Raw genomic sequence first — 19,117 nt, forward strand, 5'->3', positions numbered from 1 at the left:
CACTGGGAGAGGGGCGTACATGGGCTGGACGGTCCTCTACATCGCGTTCGGCATCGTCGCACTGTGGTTGCTCGGTGAGGTGCTGTTGCAGTACAAGGCGCGGCTGCGCTGGCGACTGCTGGCCTTCGTCGGCTTCCTGGGCGTCGTGCTCGGCGTACTGATGCCCTCCGTCGTCGTGATCGGACTGGGCGCGGTGGCCTTCGCCATCGGCCAGACCTACGTCACGCTGTCGTTCCGCCGCGGCTTCGAAGCGGGCTGGGCGGTCTCCGGGCGACCCGGCGCAGGCGGCTTCAAGCGCCGCGGCGAACCGGACGAGCAGGACCTGGGCCCGGACGCCTCTGGCCTCGACTCGACGGGCTCCCAGCCCGCCTTCCAGGACTACGGCGGCAACGCCGACTTCGGCCAGGACGACGACTTCGACCGCGACGACGTCTTCACCCCGAACCGCCCGCTCGACCCCACGGCCGCCGAGAGCACGTCGGTCTACGAGCCGCAGCCCCTGCCGGACGACACCGGTACCTACGGCGTCTACAGCCCCACCGCCTACGCGAACGCCGCCGACCCGAACTACGCGGGCACGGACCAGGCCTACGCGGCAGCGGCGGCCGGCCAGACCCAGGACCAGGCCTACGCGGCGGCCGACCAGCAGCAGTACGGCTACGACACCTACGCGGGCTACGACCAGCAGCAGTACGGCTACGACACGACCGGCCAGCAGCAGTACGCGGCCTACTCCGACCCGTACATCGGCACCCAGACCTACGGCGGCGCCACGTACGACACGGGCTACGACGGCCAGCAGCAGTATCCCCAACAGGGCTACACGCAGGACCAGTACGGCAACAACGGCTATGTCGGCGAGACCCCGGCCGGCGGGGTCTGGGTCCCGCAGCAGCGCAACGACGAGACCTACGGCGGCGAAGTCCCGGCGGACCAGCAGTACTACCAGGGCGACGGCCAGCAGCAACAGCAGCAGCCGCAGTCGGGCCCCGGCTATGACGAGCAGTACCGTTTCTGAAGCCTACTGAGACCCTCTGAACCGCGGTCCCTCCACGATCAGTCCGGCCACCAGCGCCCCCGACATCCCGGCGTGCGGCAGCCCGCCACCGGGGTGGGACCAGCCGCCGACCCGGTAGAGCCCGGGCAGGCGCGTGGTGTTCGCCGGATGCAGGAAACGGCCCTGGCCGGCGGCGAGCGAGGGCGCGGGTACGGCTCCTGAGCGGGCGCCGGTCTCGCTCTCGGTGTCCCCGGGTGTGCGCACCTCGTGCCACAACAGGCGCTCCCGCAGACCCGGTACGGCGGATTCGGCGGCCTGGAGAAGGAAGCCGGCGTACCGCCGGACCGTGCCCTCCTCTCCCCAGTTGGTCTCGCTCGACAACACGGCCGACACCACCGCGGACTCGTGCTCGTCGTCAGGCCGCAGCGCGGGGTCGTCCGGGCGCAACACCGTCACCGTGGGACAGCTGGGCTCGTCGCCGCCCGGGGAGGCCAGGAAGTCCAACTCGGCCTCCCGGTCCGCCGCGTGGACGACCGTCCGGTGGACGGCCCCGGCCTCGCGCGGGCCACGCAGGGCCAGCAGGAGCGTGAGCCGCACCGGCCGGGGCGAGTCCGCATCGGCCCGCACATCGCCCTCCTCGTCCAGCGGACGGTCCGTCAGGGCCCGCAACCGCGCAGGGTCCACATCCGCCACGACATGATCCGCGTCGACCACGGTCCCTCCCCCAGAGCCAAAAGCCTGGGAGGTGCCCCCAGCCAGCTCGACTCCCGCCGCCCGCCCGTCCTTCTCCAGGACCCGGGTGACCTCGGCCCCGAAGACGAACTCGACCTTCCGCGCCAGACACCGCTCGTACACCGCACGCGCCAACTCCCGCATACCGCCCCGCACATACCAGGTACCGAAGGCGTGCTCCATGTACGGCAGCACGGCCGCGCTCGCCGGGGCGGACCAGGGGTGGAGGCCGTACGTGAGCGCGTGGCTCTCCAGGAGGGCTCTCAGACGGTCGTCGCGCAGCTCCCAGGCGCCGATCTCGGCGAGGGTGCTCGCCCGGCGGGTGCGCAGGAACTTCTTGTGCGGGACCGCGGGGTAGGGCTCCTGCTCGGCGAGCACCGACCAGTTGGGCCACAACGGCTCCTCCAGGAGGGGCCTGCGGGTGCGGTCCCAGGCCTCGCGGGCCCGGATAAGGAAGTCGCCCCAGCGTTGCCCCGCGCCGCCGCCCAGCGCGTCGTCCAGGGCCGTGACGACACCCGCGCGGGAGGCGTTCGGCAACGACACCTCCGTGCCGTCCGCGAAGACGTGCCGCGAGGACGGGTCGACCTGGACCAGCTCGACCAGGTCCTCCAGCGGCTCCTTGCCGGTCTTGATGAACAGATCGCGGTAGACCGCGGGCACGGTCAGCAGCCCGGGGCCGGTGTCGAAGGAGAAACCGTCCCGCTCGAAGCGGCGCACCGCACCGCCGTACGTCTCCGTACGCTCGTACACCGCCACCCGGTGGCCCGCGACGGCCAGCCGGGCAGCGGCCGCCATCGCGCCCATGCCGGCGCCGATCACCGCAATCCGTGCCATGCCCGCGACTTTATCGGCCGCCACTGACAGTCCGGTCACGGGCCGTCACCAGGGCGGCCGGTCCGGTGGCCCGCCCACCTGCGAGGCCAGCCGTTTCTCCTCCCGGAGCTGGGCCCGGCGGCGCAGGAACCGGCGGATCCGTGAGACCAGGAAGAACAGGACCGTCAGCCCGGTCGCCAGCAGCACGGCCGCGATGATCGCCGCCGCCTGCGGATGGAACATCGCGAACGAGACGATCCCGCCGACCCCGAGGTCCTCCGCGAAGCTCATGACCACGTTGCTGAACGGCTCGGGCGAGGTGTTGATCGCCATCCGCGTCCCGGCCTTGACCGTGTGGCTGGCCAGCGCCGTCGAACCGCCGATCAGCCCCGCCGCCACATCGTTCAACGATCCGCTGTGCCCGGCGAGCACCGCGCCGACCCACGCTCCGGCGGCCGGCCGGATCAGGGTGTGCACGGAGTCCCACACGGAGTCGACGTAGGGGATCTTGTCGGCGACCGCCTCGCACAGGAAGAGCACGGCCGCTGCGACGAGGACCTCAGGGCGTTGCAGCGACTCGGGGACGGCGTCGCTCACCCCGGTCGCGCCGAAGACACCGAGCAGCAGCACCACCGCGTAGGCGTTGATGCCGCTGGCCCAGCCGCTGGTGAAGACCAGGGGGAGTACGGACACGGGGGCGATAGTAACCACTCGGCAACAGGGCGTCCTGGGCCTGAGTGCGTACGGCTGAGTACGCGTACCTAGGGAGTGAGATGAGTACGCGCGCGGATGGGGCGCGACCTGCGTGAACGAGAGAGTGGAGACACGGAAAGGGGCGCGGCTCCGGTACCGCCGACACGGGGCGGCGGAACGGGGCGCGCGCCCTTGGCCGCTCCTTCCGCCGGAACGTCGGCGGAAGCGAGGCACGGGGGAGCCCAGGGGGACTGACCAACGGGGGTTCCAACGGGGGAAACGTACGGGGGAGCACAAGGGAGCGCCGGTTCGGGGCGGCCCGCGGGGGACGCGGCCACAACGGACCGGCGCTTCTGTGTGTGCGCTCAGTGCCCCCCGCTCACCCGGCCCTGGAGCAGCCGGGACAGTGCCGAGTGGACGTCGTCCAGGGAGCGCTCCGGCTGGAACGACTGCCAGTCCAGGGCGGCCACCAGGACCATCCCGACCAGCGCGGCGGCCGTCAGCCGGACATCGATCTCGGGGCTGAACTCGCCGTTCGCCACGCCCGCGTGCAGCACGTCCTCGATGGCCGCGTTCACCTGCTGGCGCACCACCATGAGCGTGGACTGCCAGGCGCGGTTGGTGCGGTACAGCTCGGCCACGTAGAGCTGCGTGAAGGACGGGTAGCGGGCGATGAAGCCGAGGCCCGCGCGGATCATCGCGTCCAGGGCGTCCAACTTGCTGCCGCCGTCCCGCGCGGTCTGCTCGGCCGCCTCCCGCAGAGAGGCGGTGAGGAGGCCCACGCCGTGTCGCAACAGCTCCTCGAAGAGGACGGACTTGCTCGCGAAGTTGTAGTAGACGGTGCCCTTCGCGACCCCGGCACGCTCGGCGATCTCGTCCACCGTGGTGGCCGAGAAGCCCTGTTCGGCGATGAGCGTGACGGCCGCCTCGTAGAGCTTCTGCCGGGTGGCCTCGCGGCGCGTGCTGCCGCCCGACGGGGTGCTGCTGCTTTCCATGGGCCTGATTGTCACAGGCCCGGCCGCGGCGGTGGGCACGGGTGCCGAGGTCCTGGGCGAGGTCACAGGCTCAGCTCCGGATGCAGCCGGTCCAGCGTCCACACCTGGCGGCGGCGCGCCGACAGCGCGGTCAGCGCGAGCGCGCCCGCGGTGAAGGCGACGAGCACCACGCACGCGTGCCACACGGGTTCCAGACCGCCGCCCGTGATGAGCCTCCGTAGTGCCTCCACGACGTAACTCATCGGCAGGAAGGGGTGGATCGCGTTGAAGAAGCCCGGGCTGGTCTGTACCGGATAGGTGCCGCCCGCCGACGTCAACTGGAGCATCAGCAGGGCGAGTACGAGGATCCGGCCCGCCGCCCCGAAGCGCGCGTTCAGCCACTGCACGATCGCCGCGAAACAGGCCGTCACCAGGAACAGGAAACCGACCGTACCGGCCGTATGCGCCATCCGCAGACCGATCGCCCAGTGCAGTACGGCCATCAGGGCCACCGTCTGGAGCACCCCGATCACGACCACCGGCAGCCAGCCCGCGAGCGCGATCCGCCGGGCCGGGGCACCGGCGGCGAGCGCGCGCCGGTTCATGGGGGCGATCAGCATGTAGGCCACCATCGCGCCCACCCACAGGGACAGCGGGATGAAGTACGGGGCGAATCCGGTGCCGTAGTTGGGCGCCTTGTGCAGGTCCTGGGAGGCCAGTTGGACCGGGTCGGCCATGACGCCGGTGCGCTGGTCGCGGTCCTGCTTGTCGTAGTCGGGGATCTGCGCCGCGCCGTCGTGCAGTCCGCCGGCGAGCTTCCCGGAGCCGTCGACGAGCTTGTACAGGCCGCCGCTGAGGTCCACGGCGCCCGTCCTCAGCCTGCCGACCCCGGTGTCCAGGGCGGTCGCACCGGTCTTGGCCGTGCCGAGCCCGGTGTGCAGCGTCTTGGCGCCCGCGGCGACCTTCCCGGCGCCGTCGTTCAGCTTGTTGATCCTGGCCACCGCGTCGTCGAGGTCCTCGGAGAGGTGCGGTGCGCGGTCGGCGAGTGCCTGGGCCTGCGTCTGGAGGGTGCGCAGGTTCGCGTCGAGCTGCTTCAGGTCGCCGTTCTGGTCGGCCACCAGGTTGTCGACGTCGTCGGCGACCTTCGCCACGTCCGAGGCGGCCTGGGCGGCCTTCTTGAGGTCGGGGCAGGCGGCGTCGGCCAGGGCGGCGGTTTCGCAGCGGGCCCGGTAGACGTCGTCCAGGGTGTCGGAGGCCGCGTGCGCGCCCTTGGCGGCGACCGGGGCCGTCTTCACCAGGACGCCGAGGTTGGCGCGGATCGTCTTCGCCGAGTCGGCGACCAGCTGGGCCGTGTCCCCGATGGTCCTCTCGTTGTCCTTCAGGAAGGGGCCCACCTTGTCGGCGACTCCATTGACCGTGTCCGCGAGGGTCTGCGTCCCGGCCGCCACCTGCTTCGAACCGTCCGCCAGGTCGCCCGCGCCCGTGTCGAGCTTCTTCAGGCCCTTGGAGAGCTTTCCGCTGCCCTTCTTGGCGTCCTTCAGGCCGTCGGCGAGATCCTTGGAGCCCGCCTCGGCCGTCCCGATGCCGCCCTTGAGCCGATCGGCGCCGTCGGCCGCCTTCACGGTCTGCCCGTGGATGTCGGAGAACGACACGAAGATCCGGTCCAGGAAAGTCCGCGAGGCCTTGGTGGACGCGGCCGAGCGCACCTCGCCGAACACCGTCCGGGAGATCTGCCCGACGATGTAGTTGTTCGCGTCGTTCGTGCGCACCTGGAGCGCGCCCGTCTCGGGGGAGTCGCCCGCGCTGGAGGCGATGCGTGAGCTGAAGTCGGCAGGCATGGTCAACGACAAGTAGTACGTGCCGTCCTCGACGCCCTTCCGCGCGGTGGCCGCGTTCACCTCGTGCCAATCGAAGGTCTTGCTCTCGCGCAGCCCCCGGGTGATGTCGTCGCCCGCGGTGAGCCTCTTCCCGTCGGCCGTCGTCCCCCGGTCGTCGTTGACGAGCGCCACGGGGATGCGGTCCAGACGGCCGTACGGGTCCCAGAAGGACCACAGGTACAGGGCGCCGTACAGCAGGGGCAGCAGCAGGAGGGCGACGAGCGCGGCGCGCGGCAGCCTGCCCCTGCCGAAGCGCCTGAGCTCAAGCGCGGCCAGTCGTGGCGCGTGCATCGGCCTTCTCCGTTCCTTCGGCTCCTTCGGCGGACACCGCCACGACGGTCGTCCCGGAATCCGCGAGGGACCTCAACAGGTCCCAGATCTCCGCCCGTTCGGCGTCCGAGAGCTTGAGATCGACGTCGTCCACGCCGAGCAGGGCCGGCCGCCCGATCAGCGCCAGCGCGATGGACAGCCGCAACTCCTGCGGCCGTTCCAGATCCCGTACGGCGGTCCGCGAGCCCTTGGACAGGGCGTCGACGTCGAGCCCGGCCGCGGTCAGCGCCCGCTCGATCCGCAGCCCCGCCTCGGCCGCCCGCTCGGACCGCGGCCGCAGCATCGCGCGCACGGAGTCCCCGAACCGCCTTTGCAGCGCGGCCCGTTCGCGCAGGTGCTCGCCGACGGTCAGTGCCGGGTCGAGGTCGGTGACCCCGGTGACATTGGCCAGTGCGCCGACCCGGCGTACGGCCGCCGACTGTTTCGGCAGCGTCGACTCGCCCACGCGGGCGGTCCCTTCGGACGCCTTCATCCGCCCGGTGAGCGCGAGCAGCAGGCTCGTACGCCCGGACCCGGAAGGCCCTTCGACGGCGATCAGCGACCCGGGCCCGGCGTCGAGGGAGATCCCCCGGAACGCCCAGCCGCGCGGCCCCTTGACCCCGAAGTCCTCGGCCGTGACACCGACCCCACCCACGGTTTCCCCATCCCCTGATGCCGAACTCTTTTGAACTGACTGGTCAGTGCAAAAACTAACGCGAACCTTCGATCGAAGCAAAAGCGCAGGTCAGAACGGATTGTCAGTGCCATACCTCACGATGGGCACATACGGCACTACCTGACAGGGCGTGCCGTCACACGACGACAGGAGGTTCGTCATGGCCAACTCGTCCGCAGCCGCCGCCCGTCGGCGCCGCGCCTCCGGCCCTGCCCCCTCACTGACCGGCCCGGCGAGCGACGTACACCCCGTGCTCCGCCGGGCCACGGCCCCGCCCGCCGCCCTCGACCTGCTCGCCCAGGCCCGCGCCGGACTGGAGGAGGCAGCCGTCCTCGAAACGCCGAACGAGCGTTACGCGACGGCCCACCTCGCCGCCCTGCGCACCGCCGCCGCGGTACTCGCCGCGCGTGCCCAGCCGGAGCCCACGGCCCGGCGCCGGGCCCGCATCCGCAGCGCCTGGGAAGTACTCCCCGAGACAGCCCCCGAACTCACCGAGTGGAGCGCCCTGTTCGCCGCCGGTGCCCGGCGCCGCGCCCGGGCCGAGGCGGGCATCCAGGGCGCGGCGACCCGCCGGGACGCCGACGACCTCATACGCGACGTGGCGATGTTCCTGCGCCTGGTGGAGCGGATGCTCGTCCTCCAGCCGGTCCTGCCCCAGCCACGCCAGGACCCGGAGCGGCCGGGGGACCGCGCCGGCTGAGCGGCGGCGTTCCGCCGCGCGAGACACATCACCGGGTACGGCACCGGAGGCAATAGGGTGGAGGGCGCCTGAAGCCCTCCCTCCGCCCGCCTCCGGGCCGGGGAGGCAGCCCCTTCGCTCCGCCGTGCACAGGCGGTGCCGCGCCGAGGAGTCAACTGCCGTGTCGGACCCGAGCCGCCCCCGCGCCTCCCTCCGTACCGCCGTGGTCTGGGACGTCCTTCAGGACGCCCTCGACCGCCGGGTCAAGGCCACGGGTCGGGACGCGCTGGACGTCCTCGACACCGGAGGCGGCAGCGGCAACTTCGCGGTGCCCGTCGCCCGCCTCGGCCACCGCGTCACCGTCGTCGACCCCAGCCCGAACGCGCTGTTCGCGCTGGAGCGCCGCGCCGCCGAGGCCGGTGTCGCCGACCGCGTGCGGGGCGTCCAGGGCGACGCGCACGGCCTCTTCGACGTGGTCGAGCGCGGCGGCTACGACGCGGTGCTGTGCCACGGCGTCCTGGAGTACGTCGACGACCCCGCCGAGGGCGTCCGGACCGTGGTGGCCGCGCTGCGCCCCGAGGGCGTCCTCAGCCTGCTCGCCGCCGGGCTCGGCGGTGCCGTCCTCGCGCGCGCCCTCGCCGGCCACTTCACGGAGGCCCGCCAGGCCCTCACCGACCCGAACGGCCGCTGGGGCGCCGCCGACCCCGTCCCGCACCGCTTCACCGCCGAGCAGCTCACCGCGTTCGTCCAGGGCGCGGGCCTCGCCGTCGGCGCCGTGCACGGGGTGCGGGTCTTCGCCGACCTGGTGCCCGGAGTGCTCGTGGACACCGAGCCCGGCGCCCTGGACGCGCTGCTGAAGCTGGAGGCCGCGGCGGCCGAGCTCCCGGCGTACCACTCCGTGGCGACGCAGCTTCATGTGCTTGGCGAGACGCGGGGTGCCGGCGAGGCGTGAGCGGCCTCCTGTGACGGAGCCCTGATCAGGGGCTCGGCCGCACATGGAGTACGCCACAGGCCCCCCGATCGCGGGCCCGGCGCCGTATGATCGAGGGAGACCGCCCGGCATGACAGGACGGCCGCTGGGGAATGGAAGCTTCAGCGAGTCGGAACAGCCATGACGGGTTCCGGTTGGCCAATTGGCGTAGAGGGGCGGGTTTCACGGGGGCGATTCCCTGCCTATCCTGAAGGGACCCCCCGGGTCGCCCCGGCGACTGCACGATGAGGAGGACTCCGTGCCGCTCTCGGAGCACGAGCAGCGAATGCTTGAGCAGATGGAGCGAGCGCTGTACGCCGAAGACCCCAAGTTCGCGACAGCGCTCGAAGGAAGCGGCCTGCGCACGTACACCCGGCGACGGGTCTACCAGGCGGTGGCCGGTTTTCTCGTAGGTATCGCGCTCCTCATGGCAGGAATGGTCGCAAAGCAGATTTGGGTCAGCGTGGTGGGATTCCTCGTCATGCTGGGCTGCGCGGTACTCGCCGTGACCGGCTGGCGCAAGGCTCCGAAGCCCGGCGAACAGCCCGCCGGGAGCGCTCCTGGCGCCCCCCGCCAGGGACGGCAGCGGCGCTCGGTCATGGATCGTATCGAGCAGCGCTGGCAGCGCCGCCGCGACGAGCAGCAGGGCCAGTAACGGCGGCCCCGCTCCGCGCGAAGCGAGGCACCCCGGAACACGAGTGAGGGGGTGACCACCGAACCGGTGGTCACCCCCTCCCGTGTGCCCAGGCCTCCCGGCCCCTCAGCCCTGCTGTCCCGACGGCTTGCGCAGGGGCGGCCGGATCGCCGCCACCCGCGTCGTCACGGACGCCCACCAGGCCGACAGCGCCCACACCACCCGGACGGTCGAGCGTGGGGCGACCAGTGCGCGCAGCCGTGTGGTGCGGTCGGCCGTGTCCTGGAAACCGGCGATCACCCGGCGCACGTCCTGGGTGAGCCCCGCCGCCAGTTGCGGCCTCGGGGCGTAGAGGACCTGCTCCACGGCGTCCGCCACCCGCTGCACCGAGGCGGCGGTCGGCGGATCGAGATGCCCGAGTCGCACGATCCGGGCGGCGGCCTTGCGCGGGGTCAGTGAATCGTCCGGCGAGATCCCGAAGTCCCAGGCCGTATCGGTCAGTTCCTCCCAGACCGCCAGCGTGTGGAGGGCCGCGTCCGACGCCGTACGACCGTGTGCGCCCAGCCGTACCGAGCGCGCACGGGCCCGCCACAGCATCGGCGAGAACGGGATCGTCAGCAGCAGCAGCGCGCCCAGGCCCACCAGCGACATCTTCAGGTACCACCACGGGCCCCTGCCGTCGTCACCCGCCGCGAGCGCCGGGGCCTGGCTCGTGCAGCCGTCCAGCTTCCGCAGCTGGGCCGTGCAGCTCTCGCTCGCCGAGGGGGCGGCCGAGGGGGCCGTGCTCGTCGAGGCCGAGGGCTTGGCCGGGTCAGGGATGTCGCTGCCGGGGGTGGTCGACTGGGTGTACGACGGCACCGAGCCCCGGTTGGGCGTCGGCTCGAAGCGCGTCCAGCCGATGCCCTCGAAGTACAGCTCGGGCCAGGCGTGCGCGTCCTTCAGGCCCACCGACACCGACTGGTCCGCCTCAGGGGTGCCGGGTGCGAAGCCCACCGCGACCCGGGCCGGAATGCCCAGGGTGCGGGCCATCGCCGCCATCGCGAAGGAGAAGTGGACGCAGAAACCCTGCTTGTCCTTGAGGAACTTCGCTATCGCGTTGCGGCCGGTACCGACGTCCACCTGGGTGTCGTACTGGAAGCCGCCGGTCACCGCGAAGTAGTCCTGGAGCTTGACCGCCTGCTCGTAGGCGTTCGCCGAGCCCGCGGTGACCCGGCGGGCGGTCTGGGCCACCACCGCCGGCAGCGATTTCGGCACCTTGGTGTACTGGGTCACCAGGGCCTTCGACGCCGCGGGCGCGGTGGCCAGCTGCTCCGCGGTCGGCTCCACGTCCAGGCTGGTGACCGTGTAGGTCACCCCACGGGTGTTCTGGCCGTGGTCCCCCACGACCGTCATGCCCACGGGCTCGTAGCGCCAGCTGCCGTCGATGTTCACGCGGCTGGGCGGGTACGGCATCGGCAGCCAGTCCTGGGCGTACCAGTCCGCGGCCGAGATCCGGGTCTTGATCTCCGCGCGCTTGACGTCGGCGCCGAGACCGGTCGGGGTGGGGAACGTGTCGGGCACGCTTTCGATGTGCCGCTGCGACGGCTTCCAGGTGATGCCGTCGAAGTCGTCCAGGGACACGATCCGCAGGTACATGTCCGAGATGTCGTTCGTGTTGGTGCGCAGGGACAGGACCTGGCGGTTCTCGTCCACGTTCAGGCTGTCGCGCAGCGAGACCAGCGGGTTGACCGCGGAGATCGTGCCGCCGCTCCCGGTGCCCGCGCCCACACCGGTCCCGGCGGCGTCCAGCAGTCCGCCCGAGATCGTGGGCAGCGGCAGCAGGGCGACGGCCAGCGCGACCGCGCCGATGCGTCGCCCGGTGCGGACCGGGGCGAGTGGTCCGGAGGAGTCCGAACCCGGGGTGGTGCGTGGCGCCCCGCCGAAGACCCGGCCCCACTGGGCGAGCCGGTCCCGGCCCTCGGACAGCAGCAGCGTCAGGTAGCCCGCCGCCGCGAGCAGGAACCACAGCCAGTCGTTGCCGCTGTTCGACAGCCCGGCGGCCACCGAGTACAGGGCGAGCAGCGGCAGCCCGGCCGGGGCGGCGCTGCGGTAGGTGACCGCGAGCGTGTCCACCGAGAGGCCGATCACCAGCACACCGCCGATGATCATCAGCCGGATGCCGTCGTGCAGCGGGGCCGGGATCGCGTACCGGGAGACGTCGTCGGAGCCCTGCTGGAGCAGGTCGGCGAAGTGCTGGAAGGCCTGGGGGCCCGGGACGATCCCGGCGAAGGCCTGCTCACGGGCGAAGACCAGGGTCAGCATCAGCAGCGTGACCAGGGCCTGCGCCGCGACGGTCAGCGGCCGGGCCAGCGGGACCCGCCGGGTCGCCGCGCCCACCCCGGCCTGGATCGCCAGCATGAAGGCCGCCTGGAAGATCCAGATCGCCGGGGAGACCAGGGGAATCAGGGCGGTGGACGCCAGCAGCGTCGCCACCCAGGCGCAGAACGCCAGCCGTGCCCGCCCGCTCATCCCCATCCCTCCCCGAGACCGGCCGCGGTGATGCCGTTGCGCTCCTGGTCGGCCCGCTGCCACAGCTCGGTCAGGGACGCGCCGCGCGGCACACCCACGGCGGTCCAGCCCGCGTCGCGCAGCATCCGCAGCCGCTCCTCCTGCTCGTTCTCCGGTCCGGGTACGTCGGTCGACTCGCGCACCCAGCCGCCGCTGTCCAGCACGAAGGCGAGGGCGCCCCCGCTGCGCTGCCGCATCCGGGCGACGATCGCCGCCTGTTCCTCGTCGAGGTCGCCGAAGAAGGCCACCAGCAATCCTTCGTTTCCGCCGCGCAGCAGGTCGTAGGCCCGGGACAGGCCCTCGCCGTCCGAGTGGTCGATCACCGCGAGGGTGTCCATCATCAGCCCGGCCGCGTCCGCCGACTCCTGGCTCGCGCCCGCGAACCCGTCGGCGCCCTCACCGGGCACCGAGTTCCCGGTGTCGGTCAACAGCCGTACGGAGAAGCCCCGTTCCAGCATGTGCACCAGGACCGAGGCGGCGCCCGAGACGGCCCACTCGAAGGCCGAGTCCGGGCCCTGGCCCGCGAAGGCGATGCCCCGGGTGTCGAGGAGCACCGTGCAGCGGGCGCGCTGCGGCTGCTCCTCGCGGCGCACCATCAGCTCGCCGTAGCGGGCGGTGGAGCGCCAGTGCACGCGGCGCAGGTCGTCGCCGTAGCGGTAGCCGCGCGGGATCACGTCGTCCTCGCCGGCCAGGGCCAGCGAGCGGTTGCGTCCGTCGCCGTACCCCTTGGCCTCGCCGCTGAGGCGGACCGGGGGCAGGGCCTCCACGCGCGGGATCACGGTCAGGGTGTCGAACGTCGAGAAGGAGCGGGTCAGTTCGCACATCCCGAAGGGGTCCGTCAGGCGCAGCTGGAGCGGGCCCAGGGGGTAGCGGCCGCGCAGGTCGGAGCGGACCCGGTAGGACACCTCGCGTCGGCCGCCCGCCTCCACCCGGTCCAGCACGAACCGGGGGCGCGGGCCGAGCACGTAGGGCACCCGGTCCTGGAGCATCAGCAGGCCCGTGGGCAGCCGCGAGACGTTGTCCATCCGCAGATGGACGCGGGCCTCGCTGCCGGCCGGCACGCGCGCGGGGGAGAGCCGGCGGCTGCCGGCGACCCGGTAGCGGGTGCGGTAGAGCACGGTCGCGCAGACCAGGGGCAGCACGGCCAGCAGCAGTCCGACCCGGAGCAGGTCGCCCTGCCCCAGGACGTACGCGCAGACGGCCGCCGCGATACCGGCGGCCAGGAACGAGCGACCGCGGGTGGTCAGCCCCGCCAGGGCCGTACGGACACCGCCTTTCTCGTCCCGCTCGGGTTCCGGGACTCCCGGCCCCCCGACGGCCATCACAGCCTCCGGGGCGGCTGCTCGCCGTAGGACGCCGGGCCGCGGCCCATGCCGAAGCTGCTCTGCTGCGGCGGCGCCGCGGGCACGGGGGTGCGTTGCAGGATCTCCTGGACGACCTGCTCCGCCGTACGGCGGTTCAACTGGGCCTGGGCGGTGGGCAGCAGGCGGTGGGCCAGGACCGCGACCGCGAGCGCCTGGATGTCGTCGGGCAGCGCGTACTCACGGCCACTCAGGGCGGCGGACGCCTTCGCCGCGCGCAGCAGATGCAGCGTCGCGCGCGGTGAGGCGCCGAGTCTGAGGTCGGGGTGGGTGCGGGTGGCGGAGACCAGGTCCACCGCGTATCTGCGCACCGGGTCGGCGACATGGACGCCGCGGACCGCCTCGACCAGCTTGACGATGTCGTGCGCGTGGGCCACGGGCTGGAGGTCGTCCAGCGGGCTCACCCCGCCGTGGATGTCCAGCATCTGCAACTCGGCCTCCGCGCTGGGATAGCCGATGGAGACCCGGGCCATGAAACGGTCGCGCTGGGCCTCGGGCAGCGGATAGGTGCCCTCCATCTCGACCGGGTTCTGCGTGGCCACCACCATGAAGGGGCTGGGCAGCTCGTAGGTCTGGCCGTCGCTGGTGACCTGCCGCTCCTCCATCGACTCCAGGAGCGCGGACTGCGTCTTCGGCGAGGCGCGGTTGATCTCGTCGCCGATCACGATCTGCGCGAAGATGGCGCCCGGTTTGAACTCGAAGTCCTGCCGCTGCTGGTCCCAGATGGACACACCGGTGATGTCCGAGGGCAGCAGGTCCGGCGTGAACTGGATTCGCCGCACCGAACAGTCGATCGACCGTGCCAGCGCCTTGGCCAGCATTGTCTTGCCCACGCCCGGAACGTCCTCGATCAGAAGATGTCCCTCGGCGAGCAGCACGGTCAGCGAAAGCCGTACGACCTCGGGCTTGCCCTCGATCACTCCTTCCACCGAACTGCGGACTCGCTCCACAGTGGCGGTCAGATCTGTAAGGCTCGCTCGATCGTCATAGGTCGTCACCCGGCCCTCCTCGGCCCGTTCTTTCCATGGGCCGACGCGCGCACTGCGGATCGGCCCACCCCGAAACACGGACGGCACGCGGGAAAAGTTCCGCGTGACGCCACACCCGCATTCTTGTTGCCGTTACCGGTTCGTGTCACTCGCCTGTGGACAACTGCCTTCGCTTTGTCGGGTTTTACGACCTTACGGGCGGTCCGAGGCGTGAGTTTTCGGGGTGGGCGGGCGCGTCAGGCGGGGTCGATCTCGCGCAGCAGACCCGACTTCACGTCGAACACGAAGCCGCGCACATCATCAGTGTGCAGCAGGAACGGTGAGGTGCGCACACGCTGCATGGACTGCCGTACGTCCTGCTCCACGTCCCGGAAGGCCTCCACCGCCCAGGCGGGGCGCTGGCCGACCTCCATCTCCAGGTCGTGCCGGAACTCCTCGGTGAGGGACTCCAGGCCGCAGCCGGTGTGGTGGATGAGCACGACACTGCGGGTACCGAGCGCCCGCTGGCTGATGGTGAGGGAGCGGATGACGTCGTCGGTGACGACACCTCCCGCGTTGCGGATGGTGTGGCAGTCGCCGAGCTGGAGGCCGAGCGCCTTGTGGAGGTCCAGGCGGGCGTCCATGCAGGCCACGACGGCCACCTGGAGGACGGGGTGGGCGTCCATCCCGGGATCGGTGAATTCGGCGGCGTACTGGGCGTTGGCGTCGACAAGGCGGTCCGTCACGGTCCCGCCGTGAGCTATGGCGCCTTCGGACTCTGTGGGTACGGATGCGGAGGTCGTCATACCTATGACGGTACTGGTCACCGGCGGTGCGGTCTTGGCGCGGGATGGGAAAAAGAGCGTCATCGCGTCCTCTTGTGAGGTAACCCACACGAGTGGCGGGGGTGCACCCGTGTGGGTGATTCTTCCCGTTTTGAGGCTTCACGCGCACCCCGGCCCGCGACGCGCAGGCCGGTTGATTGACCGTGAGACAGCGTGGACTAAAGTTGCGCGAAGCGGGAGGCGAGGCCTCCCTGCTGGACTTTTCCCGGAGGCTCCGGCGACTTTCCGGATTCTCCCCACGTGCGCGGCGCGTACGTACGGCTCGGCCTCCTCCCGCTCCCGGTCGGCTGACGCTTCCGGCGCCGGCAGGCCCTCCCCTTCCTGAGCGGGCGGGGACCCGGCGGTGCGTACGGGCCCGCCGGACCTGAGAGGGCCCCTTGAGCAACAGTCGACACGTCCCGGTGATGCTCCAGCGGTGCCTGGACCTGTTGGCACCCGCCCTGGAGCGGCCGGGAGCGGTGGTCGTCGACTGCACGCTCGGCCTCGGCGGCCACAGCGAGGCACTGCTCACCCGCTTCCCGGAGACCCGCCTCGTCGCCCTCGACCGCGACAAGGAGGCCCTGCGCCTCTCCGGCGAACGCCTCGCCCCCTTCGGGGAGCGCGCCACCCTCGTGCACGCCGTCTACGACGAACTGCCCGACGTGCTGGAGCGGCTCGGCCTCGCGCGCGTGGAGGGCGTCCTGTTCGACCTCGGCGTTTCCTCGATGCAGCTGGACGAGGCCGACCGCGGCTTCGCCTACGCCCAGGACGCGCCCCTCGACATGCGCATGGACCAGACGACCGGCATCAGCGCCGCCGAGGTCCTCAACACCTACGCGCCCGGTGAACTCGTCCGCATCCTGCGGGCGTACGGCGAGGAGAAGCAGGCCAAGCGGATCGTGTCGGCGATCGTCCGCGAGCGCGACAAGGAGCCGTTCGACAACAGCGCGCGGCTCGTCGAGCTGATCCGCGACTCGCTGCCCCAGGCAGCCAAGCGCACCGGCGGCAACCCGGCCAAGCGCACCTTCCAGGCGCTGCGCATCGAGGTCAACGGCGAACTGTCCGTCCTGGAGAGGGCGATTCCCGCCGCCGTGAAGTCCCTTGCCGTGGGCGGCCGGATCGCCGTCCTGTCGTACCACTCGCTCGAAGACCGCCTGGTGAAGCAGGTGTTCGCGGCCGGCGCCGCCAATACCGCGCCTCCTGGACTGCCGGTGGTGCCCGAGCAGTACCAGCCCCGGCTCAAGCTCCTGACGCGCGGTGCCGAACTTCCCACCGAGGAAGAGGTCGCCGAGAACCGGCGGGCGGCACCCGCGCGGCTGCGGGGGGCCGAGCGCATCAGGGAGGACATCGGGTGATTACGTACCAAGTCGGTGCGGGGTGTTGGGGTGCGGGGTGCGTGAGTGAGTAGGAAACCCGAACTGAGGGGCAGGGCCGCCCGGCTGGCGCGACTCTTCCCGACCGGACCCGCGCAGTCGGGCGGGATCCAGGCGGCCCGGACCCCGTTCGTCCTCCTTGTCGTGCTTCTCCTCGGCGGCGGTCTGATCGCGCTGCTCGTGCTGAACTCCGCGCTCAGCGAGGGGCAGTTCAAGCTGGACGACCTCCAGAAGCAGACGAAGAGCCTCACCGACGAGGAACAGGCCCTCCAGCGGGACGTGGACGCCTACTCTGCCCCCGACGCCCTCCAGCGCCGCGCACACGAACTGGGCATGGTGCCCGGGGGAGACCCCGCCTTCCTCGACCCGAACGGCACCGTGAAGGGTGTCCCGGAGCAGGCCACCGCCGAGAAGGCCGTGAGCACCCCGGCGGTACTCGCCCCCGAGGCGCTCATCAGCAGGCCGAGCCCGAGCCCGACCCCCGCGGCCGGCGCGGCGGCACCCGTGGCCACTCCCACCCCCACCCCGGCCCGTTCCGTACAGCCCGTAAAGCCCGTGCGGTCCACGGCAGTTCAGTCCTCCACCCCGACTACACCCGGCAGGTGACGGAAGTGTCCGACAGGGAACCGCCGCGCCGCCGAGTGCCCGGACCGGCCAGGCCCGAACGGCCCGATGCCCGGCGCCGCCCAGGGCCCGGCGCCCGCCCGGCCCGCCGCCCGGCACCGGCCCCGCCCGCCGCCCGCCCGGGAGGCCCGCGCTCCCTCCGGCTCGGCAGCCCCCGCCCCCGGCTGCGCATGATCAGCCTCGCGCTGACCCTGGTCCTGATCGCGTTCGTCGTACGACTGCTCCAGGTACAGGCCGTCGACGCGAGCGCGTACGCCGCCAAGGCCGCGCAGAACCGGTACGTCGACTACGTACTGGCCGCCGAGCGCGGTGAGATCACCGACCGCTCCGGGGTGGCCCTCGCGACCAGCGTGGACGCGTACACGATCACCGCCGACCCGACGCTGTTCACCCGCAAGCAGCTCAAGATCGACGACGGGCCCGAACAGGCGGCCGCCCTCCTCGCCCCGATCCTCGGCGTGGACCAGGCCTCGATCGTCAAGAAGCTCAGGCCCGCGAACAAGAACCTGCGCTACGTGGTGCTCGCCAACCGGCAGACCCCGCAGGTCTGGAAGCAGATCAAGGACCTGAAGAGCGCGCTCACCACCAAGTCCGGAACCGACCCGACCACCGTCAACGTCCTTGCCGGTGTCCTGGCCGTCCCCACCACCAAGCGCGTGTACCCGAACGGCGATCTCGCCGCCGGGATACTGGGCTGGGTCAACGCCGACGGCAAGGGCGGCGGCGGGGTCGAGCAGCAGCTCAACAAGGATCTGACCGGCAAGGACGGCAAGGTCCGCTACGCACAGTCCGGCGGCCTCCAGGTGCCCACCGCGGGCTCCACGGAGACGCCCGCGGTGCCCGGTTCCGACGTCGAGCTGACGATCGACCGCGACATCCAGTGGGCCGCGCAGAACGCCATCACGGAGCAGGTGAAGAAGTCCAAGGCGGACCGCGGGTACGTGATAGTGCAGGACACCCGCACCGGAGAGATCCTCGCCATGGCCAACGCGCCCGGCTTCGACCCGAACGACCTCGCCCAGGCCAACGCGGCCTCCCTGGGCAACGCGGCCCTCCAGGACGCCTACGAGCCCGGTTCCACCGCCAAGGTCATGACGATGGCCGCCGTACTCCAGGAGAACGTGGCCACCCCGCTGACGCATGTCGTCGTGCCGAACCGGCTGCACCGCGGCGACCGCCTCTTCCAGGACGACGTCGACCACGCGACCTGGAACCTCACGCTCAACGGCGTCCTCGCCAAGTCCAGCAACATCGGCACCATCGAGGCGGCCGGCCAGCTAGACAAGACCCAGGCGCAGGCCAACGAGGTCCTGTACTCGTATCTGCGCAAGTTCGGCATCGGCAGCTACAGCGGGCTCGACTTCCCCGGCGAGACGAAGGGCATCCTCGCGCCCGCCTCCAAGTGGTCGACCTCGCAGCAGTACACGATTCCTTTCGGCCAGGGCATGTCCCTCAACGCGCTCCAGGCGGCCTCCGTCTACTCGACGGTCGCCAACGGCGGAGTCCGCGTCGAACCCACCCTGGTGCGCGGCACGAAGGGTCCCGACGGCCGCTTCACACCGGCCGCCACGCCCAAGAAGACCCGGGTCATCAGTGCGAAGACGGCGAAGACCCTCGCCCAGATGCTGGAGTCCGTGGTGGACGACGAGCAGGGCACCGGCGGTAAGGCCGCGATTCCGGGGTACCGGGTCGCGGGCAAGACCGGCACCGCCAACCGCGTGGATCCGGCCACCGGCAAGTACAAGGGCTACACCTCGTCGTTCGCCGGGTTCGCGCCGGCCGACAATCCCCGCATCACCGTCTACTGCGCGATCCAGAACGCCACCAGCGGAAGCTACTTCGGCGGTCAGATCTGCGGACCGATCTACAAGCAGGTGATGGAGTTCGCCCTCAAGACCCTCCAGGTCCCGCCCACCGGGGCGAAGGCCGCGAACCTGCCCGTGACCTTCACTCCCTGATCAGCGCAACAGCCAGGAACCGATCCGTGACCATGATCACTTCCCATTCCGGGAACCAGGGCGAGCCCCGCCCCTCGCTTCGCCCCTCGGCCGGTGCGCCCGGTACGC

The 19,117-nt window shown here is 71.6% G+C and carries 16 protein-coding genes; 7 read left to right on the forward strand and 9 right to left on the reverse strand.

Going from position 1 to position 19,117, the window contains the following annotated elements:
• The first annotated feature begins 19 nt into the window (after positions 1-19).
• Positions 20-1,018 (forward strand): SCO2102 family sporulation regulator, encoded by a 999-nt coding sequence (locus ACWIHT_RS17080; protein WP_456168928.1) that lies wholly within the window; start codon positions 20-22, stop codon positions 1,016-1,018.
• Between the two features lie 3 nt (positions 1,019-1,021).
• Here the strand turns inward: ACWIHT_RS17080 and ACWIHT_RS17085 are convergent, their stop codons facing one another.
• The 5 genes from ACWIHT_RS17085 to ACWIHT_RS17105 all read right to left on the reverse strand — a co-directional run bounded on the left by ACWIHT_RS17085 (position 1,022) and on the right by ACWIHT_RS17105 (position 7,050).
• A complete protein-coding gene (locus ACWIHT_RS17085) occupies positions 1,022-2,563 on the reverse strand; it encodes a phytoene desaturase family protein (protein ID WP_456168929.1) in 1,542 nt (513 codons plus the stop codon).
• 45 nt (positions 2,564-2,608) lie between these two features.
• The gene (locus ACWIHT_RS17090) at positions 2,609-3,235 is read right to left on the reverse strand and encodes a DUF4126 domain-containing protein (RefSeq protein ID WP_456168930.1); all 627 of its coding nucleotides are present in this window, start codon (positions 3,233-3,235) and stop codon (positions 2,609-2,611) included.
• Positions 3,236-3,600: 365 nt separating this feature from the next.
• Entirely contained in the window at positions 3,601-4,230 is a 630-nt protein-coding gene (locus tag ACWIHT_RS17095; protein ID WP_456168931.1) for a TetR/AcrR family transcriptional regulator, read from the reverse strand.
• Positions 4,231-4,292: 62 nt separating this feature from the next.
• Positions 4,293-6,377, reverse strand: coding sequence for a YhgE/Pip family protein (locus ACWIHT_RS17100; RefSeq protein ID WP_456168932.1), 2,085 nt, complete (start codon positions 6,375-6,377; stop codon positions 4,293-4,295).
• Entirely contained in the window at positions 6,349-7,050 is a 702-nt protein-coding gene (locus ACWIHT_RS17105) for an ATP-binding cassette domain-containing protein (protein WP_456168933.1), read from the reverse strand. The genes ACWIHT_RS17100 and ACWIHT_RS17105 overlap by 29 nt, the downstream gene beginning before the upstream one ends.
• Before the next feature lie 181 nt (positions 7,051-7,231).
• On the opposite strand from ACWIHT_RS17105, the gene ACWIHT_RS17110 reads away from it, so the two are divergent.
• The 3 genes from ACWIHT_RS17110 to ACWIHT_RS17120 all read left to right on the forward strand — a co-directional run bounded on the left by ACWIHT_RS17110 (position 7,232) and on the right by ACWIHT_RS17120 (position 9,375).
• Positions 7,232-7,771 (forward strand): SAV_6107 family HEPN domain-containing protein, encoded by a 540-nt coding sequence (locus tag ACWIHT_RS17110; RefSeq protein ID WP_456168934.1) that lies wholly within the window; start codon positions 7,232-7,234, stop codon positions 7,769-7,771.
• A 160-nt stretch (positions 7,772-7,931) separates the two neighbouring features.
• Positions 7,932-8,702 carry a methyltransferase gene (locus ACWIHT_RS17115; protein ID WP_456168935.1) on the forward strand — a complete coding sequence of 257 codons (771 nt, stop codon included), beginning with the start codon at positions 7,932-7,934 and terminating at the stop codon, positions 8,700-8,702.
• 277 nt (positions 8,703-8,979) lie between these two features.
• Positions 8,980-9,375 (forward strand): DUF3040 domain-containing protein, encoded by a 396-nt coding sequence (locus tag ACWIHT_RS17120; RefSeq protein ID WP_456168936.1) that lies wholly within the window; start codon positions 8,980-8,982, stop codon positions 9,373-9,375.
• Positions 9,376-9,480: 105 nt separating this feature from the next.
• Here ACWIHT_RS17120 and ACWIHT_RS17125 read toward each other — a convergent pair whose 3' ends face one another.
• From ACWIHT_RS17125 to ACWIHT_RS17140, 4 genes are all read right to left on the reverse strand, one after another.
• A complete protein-coding gene (locus ACWIHT_RS17125) occupies positions 9,481-11,862 on the reverse strand; it encodes a transglutaminase TgpA family protein (protein ID WP_456168937.1) in 2,382 nt (793 codons plus the stop codon).
• On the reverse strand, positions 11,859-13,223 hold the full coding sequence (locus ACWIHT_RS17130; RefSeq protein ID WP_456168938.1) for a DUF58 domain-containing protein: 1,365 nt from the start codon (positions 13,221-13,223) through the stop codon (positions 11,859-11,861). Before ACWIHT_RS17130 ends, ACWIHT_RS17125 begins: the two co-directional genes overlap by 4 nt.
• Complete coding sequence (locus ACWIHT_RS17135) at positions 13,223-14,260, reverse strand: AAA family ATPase (RefSeq protein ID WP_456168939.1); 1,038 nt, start codon at positions 14,258-14,260, stop codon at positions 13,223-13,225. Before ACWIHT_RS17135 ends, ACWIHT_RS17130 begins: the two co-directional genes overlap by 1 nt.
• Positions 14,261-14,487: 227 nt before the next feature.
• Complete coding sequence (locus ACWIHT_RS17140) at positions 14,488-15,036, reverse strand: beta-class carbonic anhydrase (RefSeq protein WP_200711559.1); 549 nt, start codon at positions 15,034-15,036, stop codon at positions 14,488-14,490.
• Between the two features lie 416 nt (positions 15,037-15,452).
• On the opposite strand from ACWIHT_RS17140, the gene rsmH reads away from it, so the two are divergent.
• The 3 genes from rsmH to ACWIHT_RS17155 are packed head-to-tail and all read left to right on the forward strand — an operon-like array spanning position 15,453 to position 19,009.
• The gene (gene rsmH, locus ACWIHT_RS17145; protein ID WP_456168940.1) at positions 15,453-16,409 is read left to right on the forward strand and encodes a 16S rRNA (cytosine(1402)-N(4))-methyltransferase RsmH; all 957 of its coding nucleotides are present in this window, start codon (positions 15,453-15,455) and stop codon (positions 16,407-16,409) included.
• A gap of 45 nt (positions 16,410-16,454) precedes the next feature.
• A complete protein-coding gene (locus ACWIHT_RS17150) occupies positions 16,455-17,033 on the forward strand; it encodes a septum formation initiator family protein (RefSeq protein ID WP_456168941.1) in 579 nt (192 codons plus the stop codon).
• 5 nt (positions 17,034-17,038) lie between these two features.
• Positions 17,039-19,009, forward strand: coding sequence for a peptidoglycan D,D-transpeptidase FtsI family protein (locus ACWIHT_RS17155; RefSeq protein WP_456168942.1), 1,971 nt, complete (start codon positions 17,039-17,041; stop codon positions 19,007-19,009).
• Positions 19,010-19,117: the final 108 nt, after the last annotated feature.

The sequence above is a fragment of the Streptomyces sp. NPDC002276 genome (genome assembly GCF_053891435.1).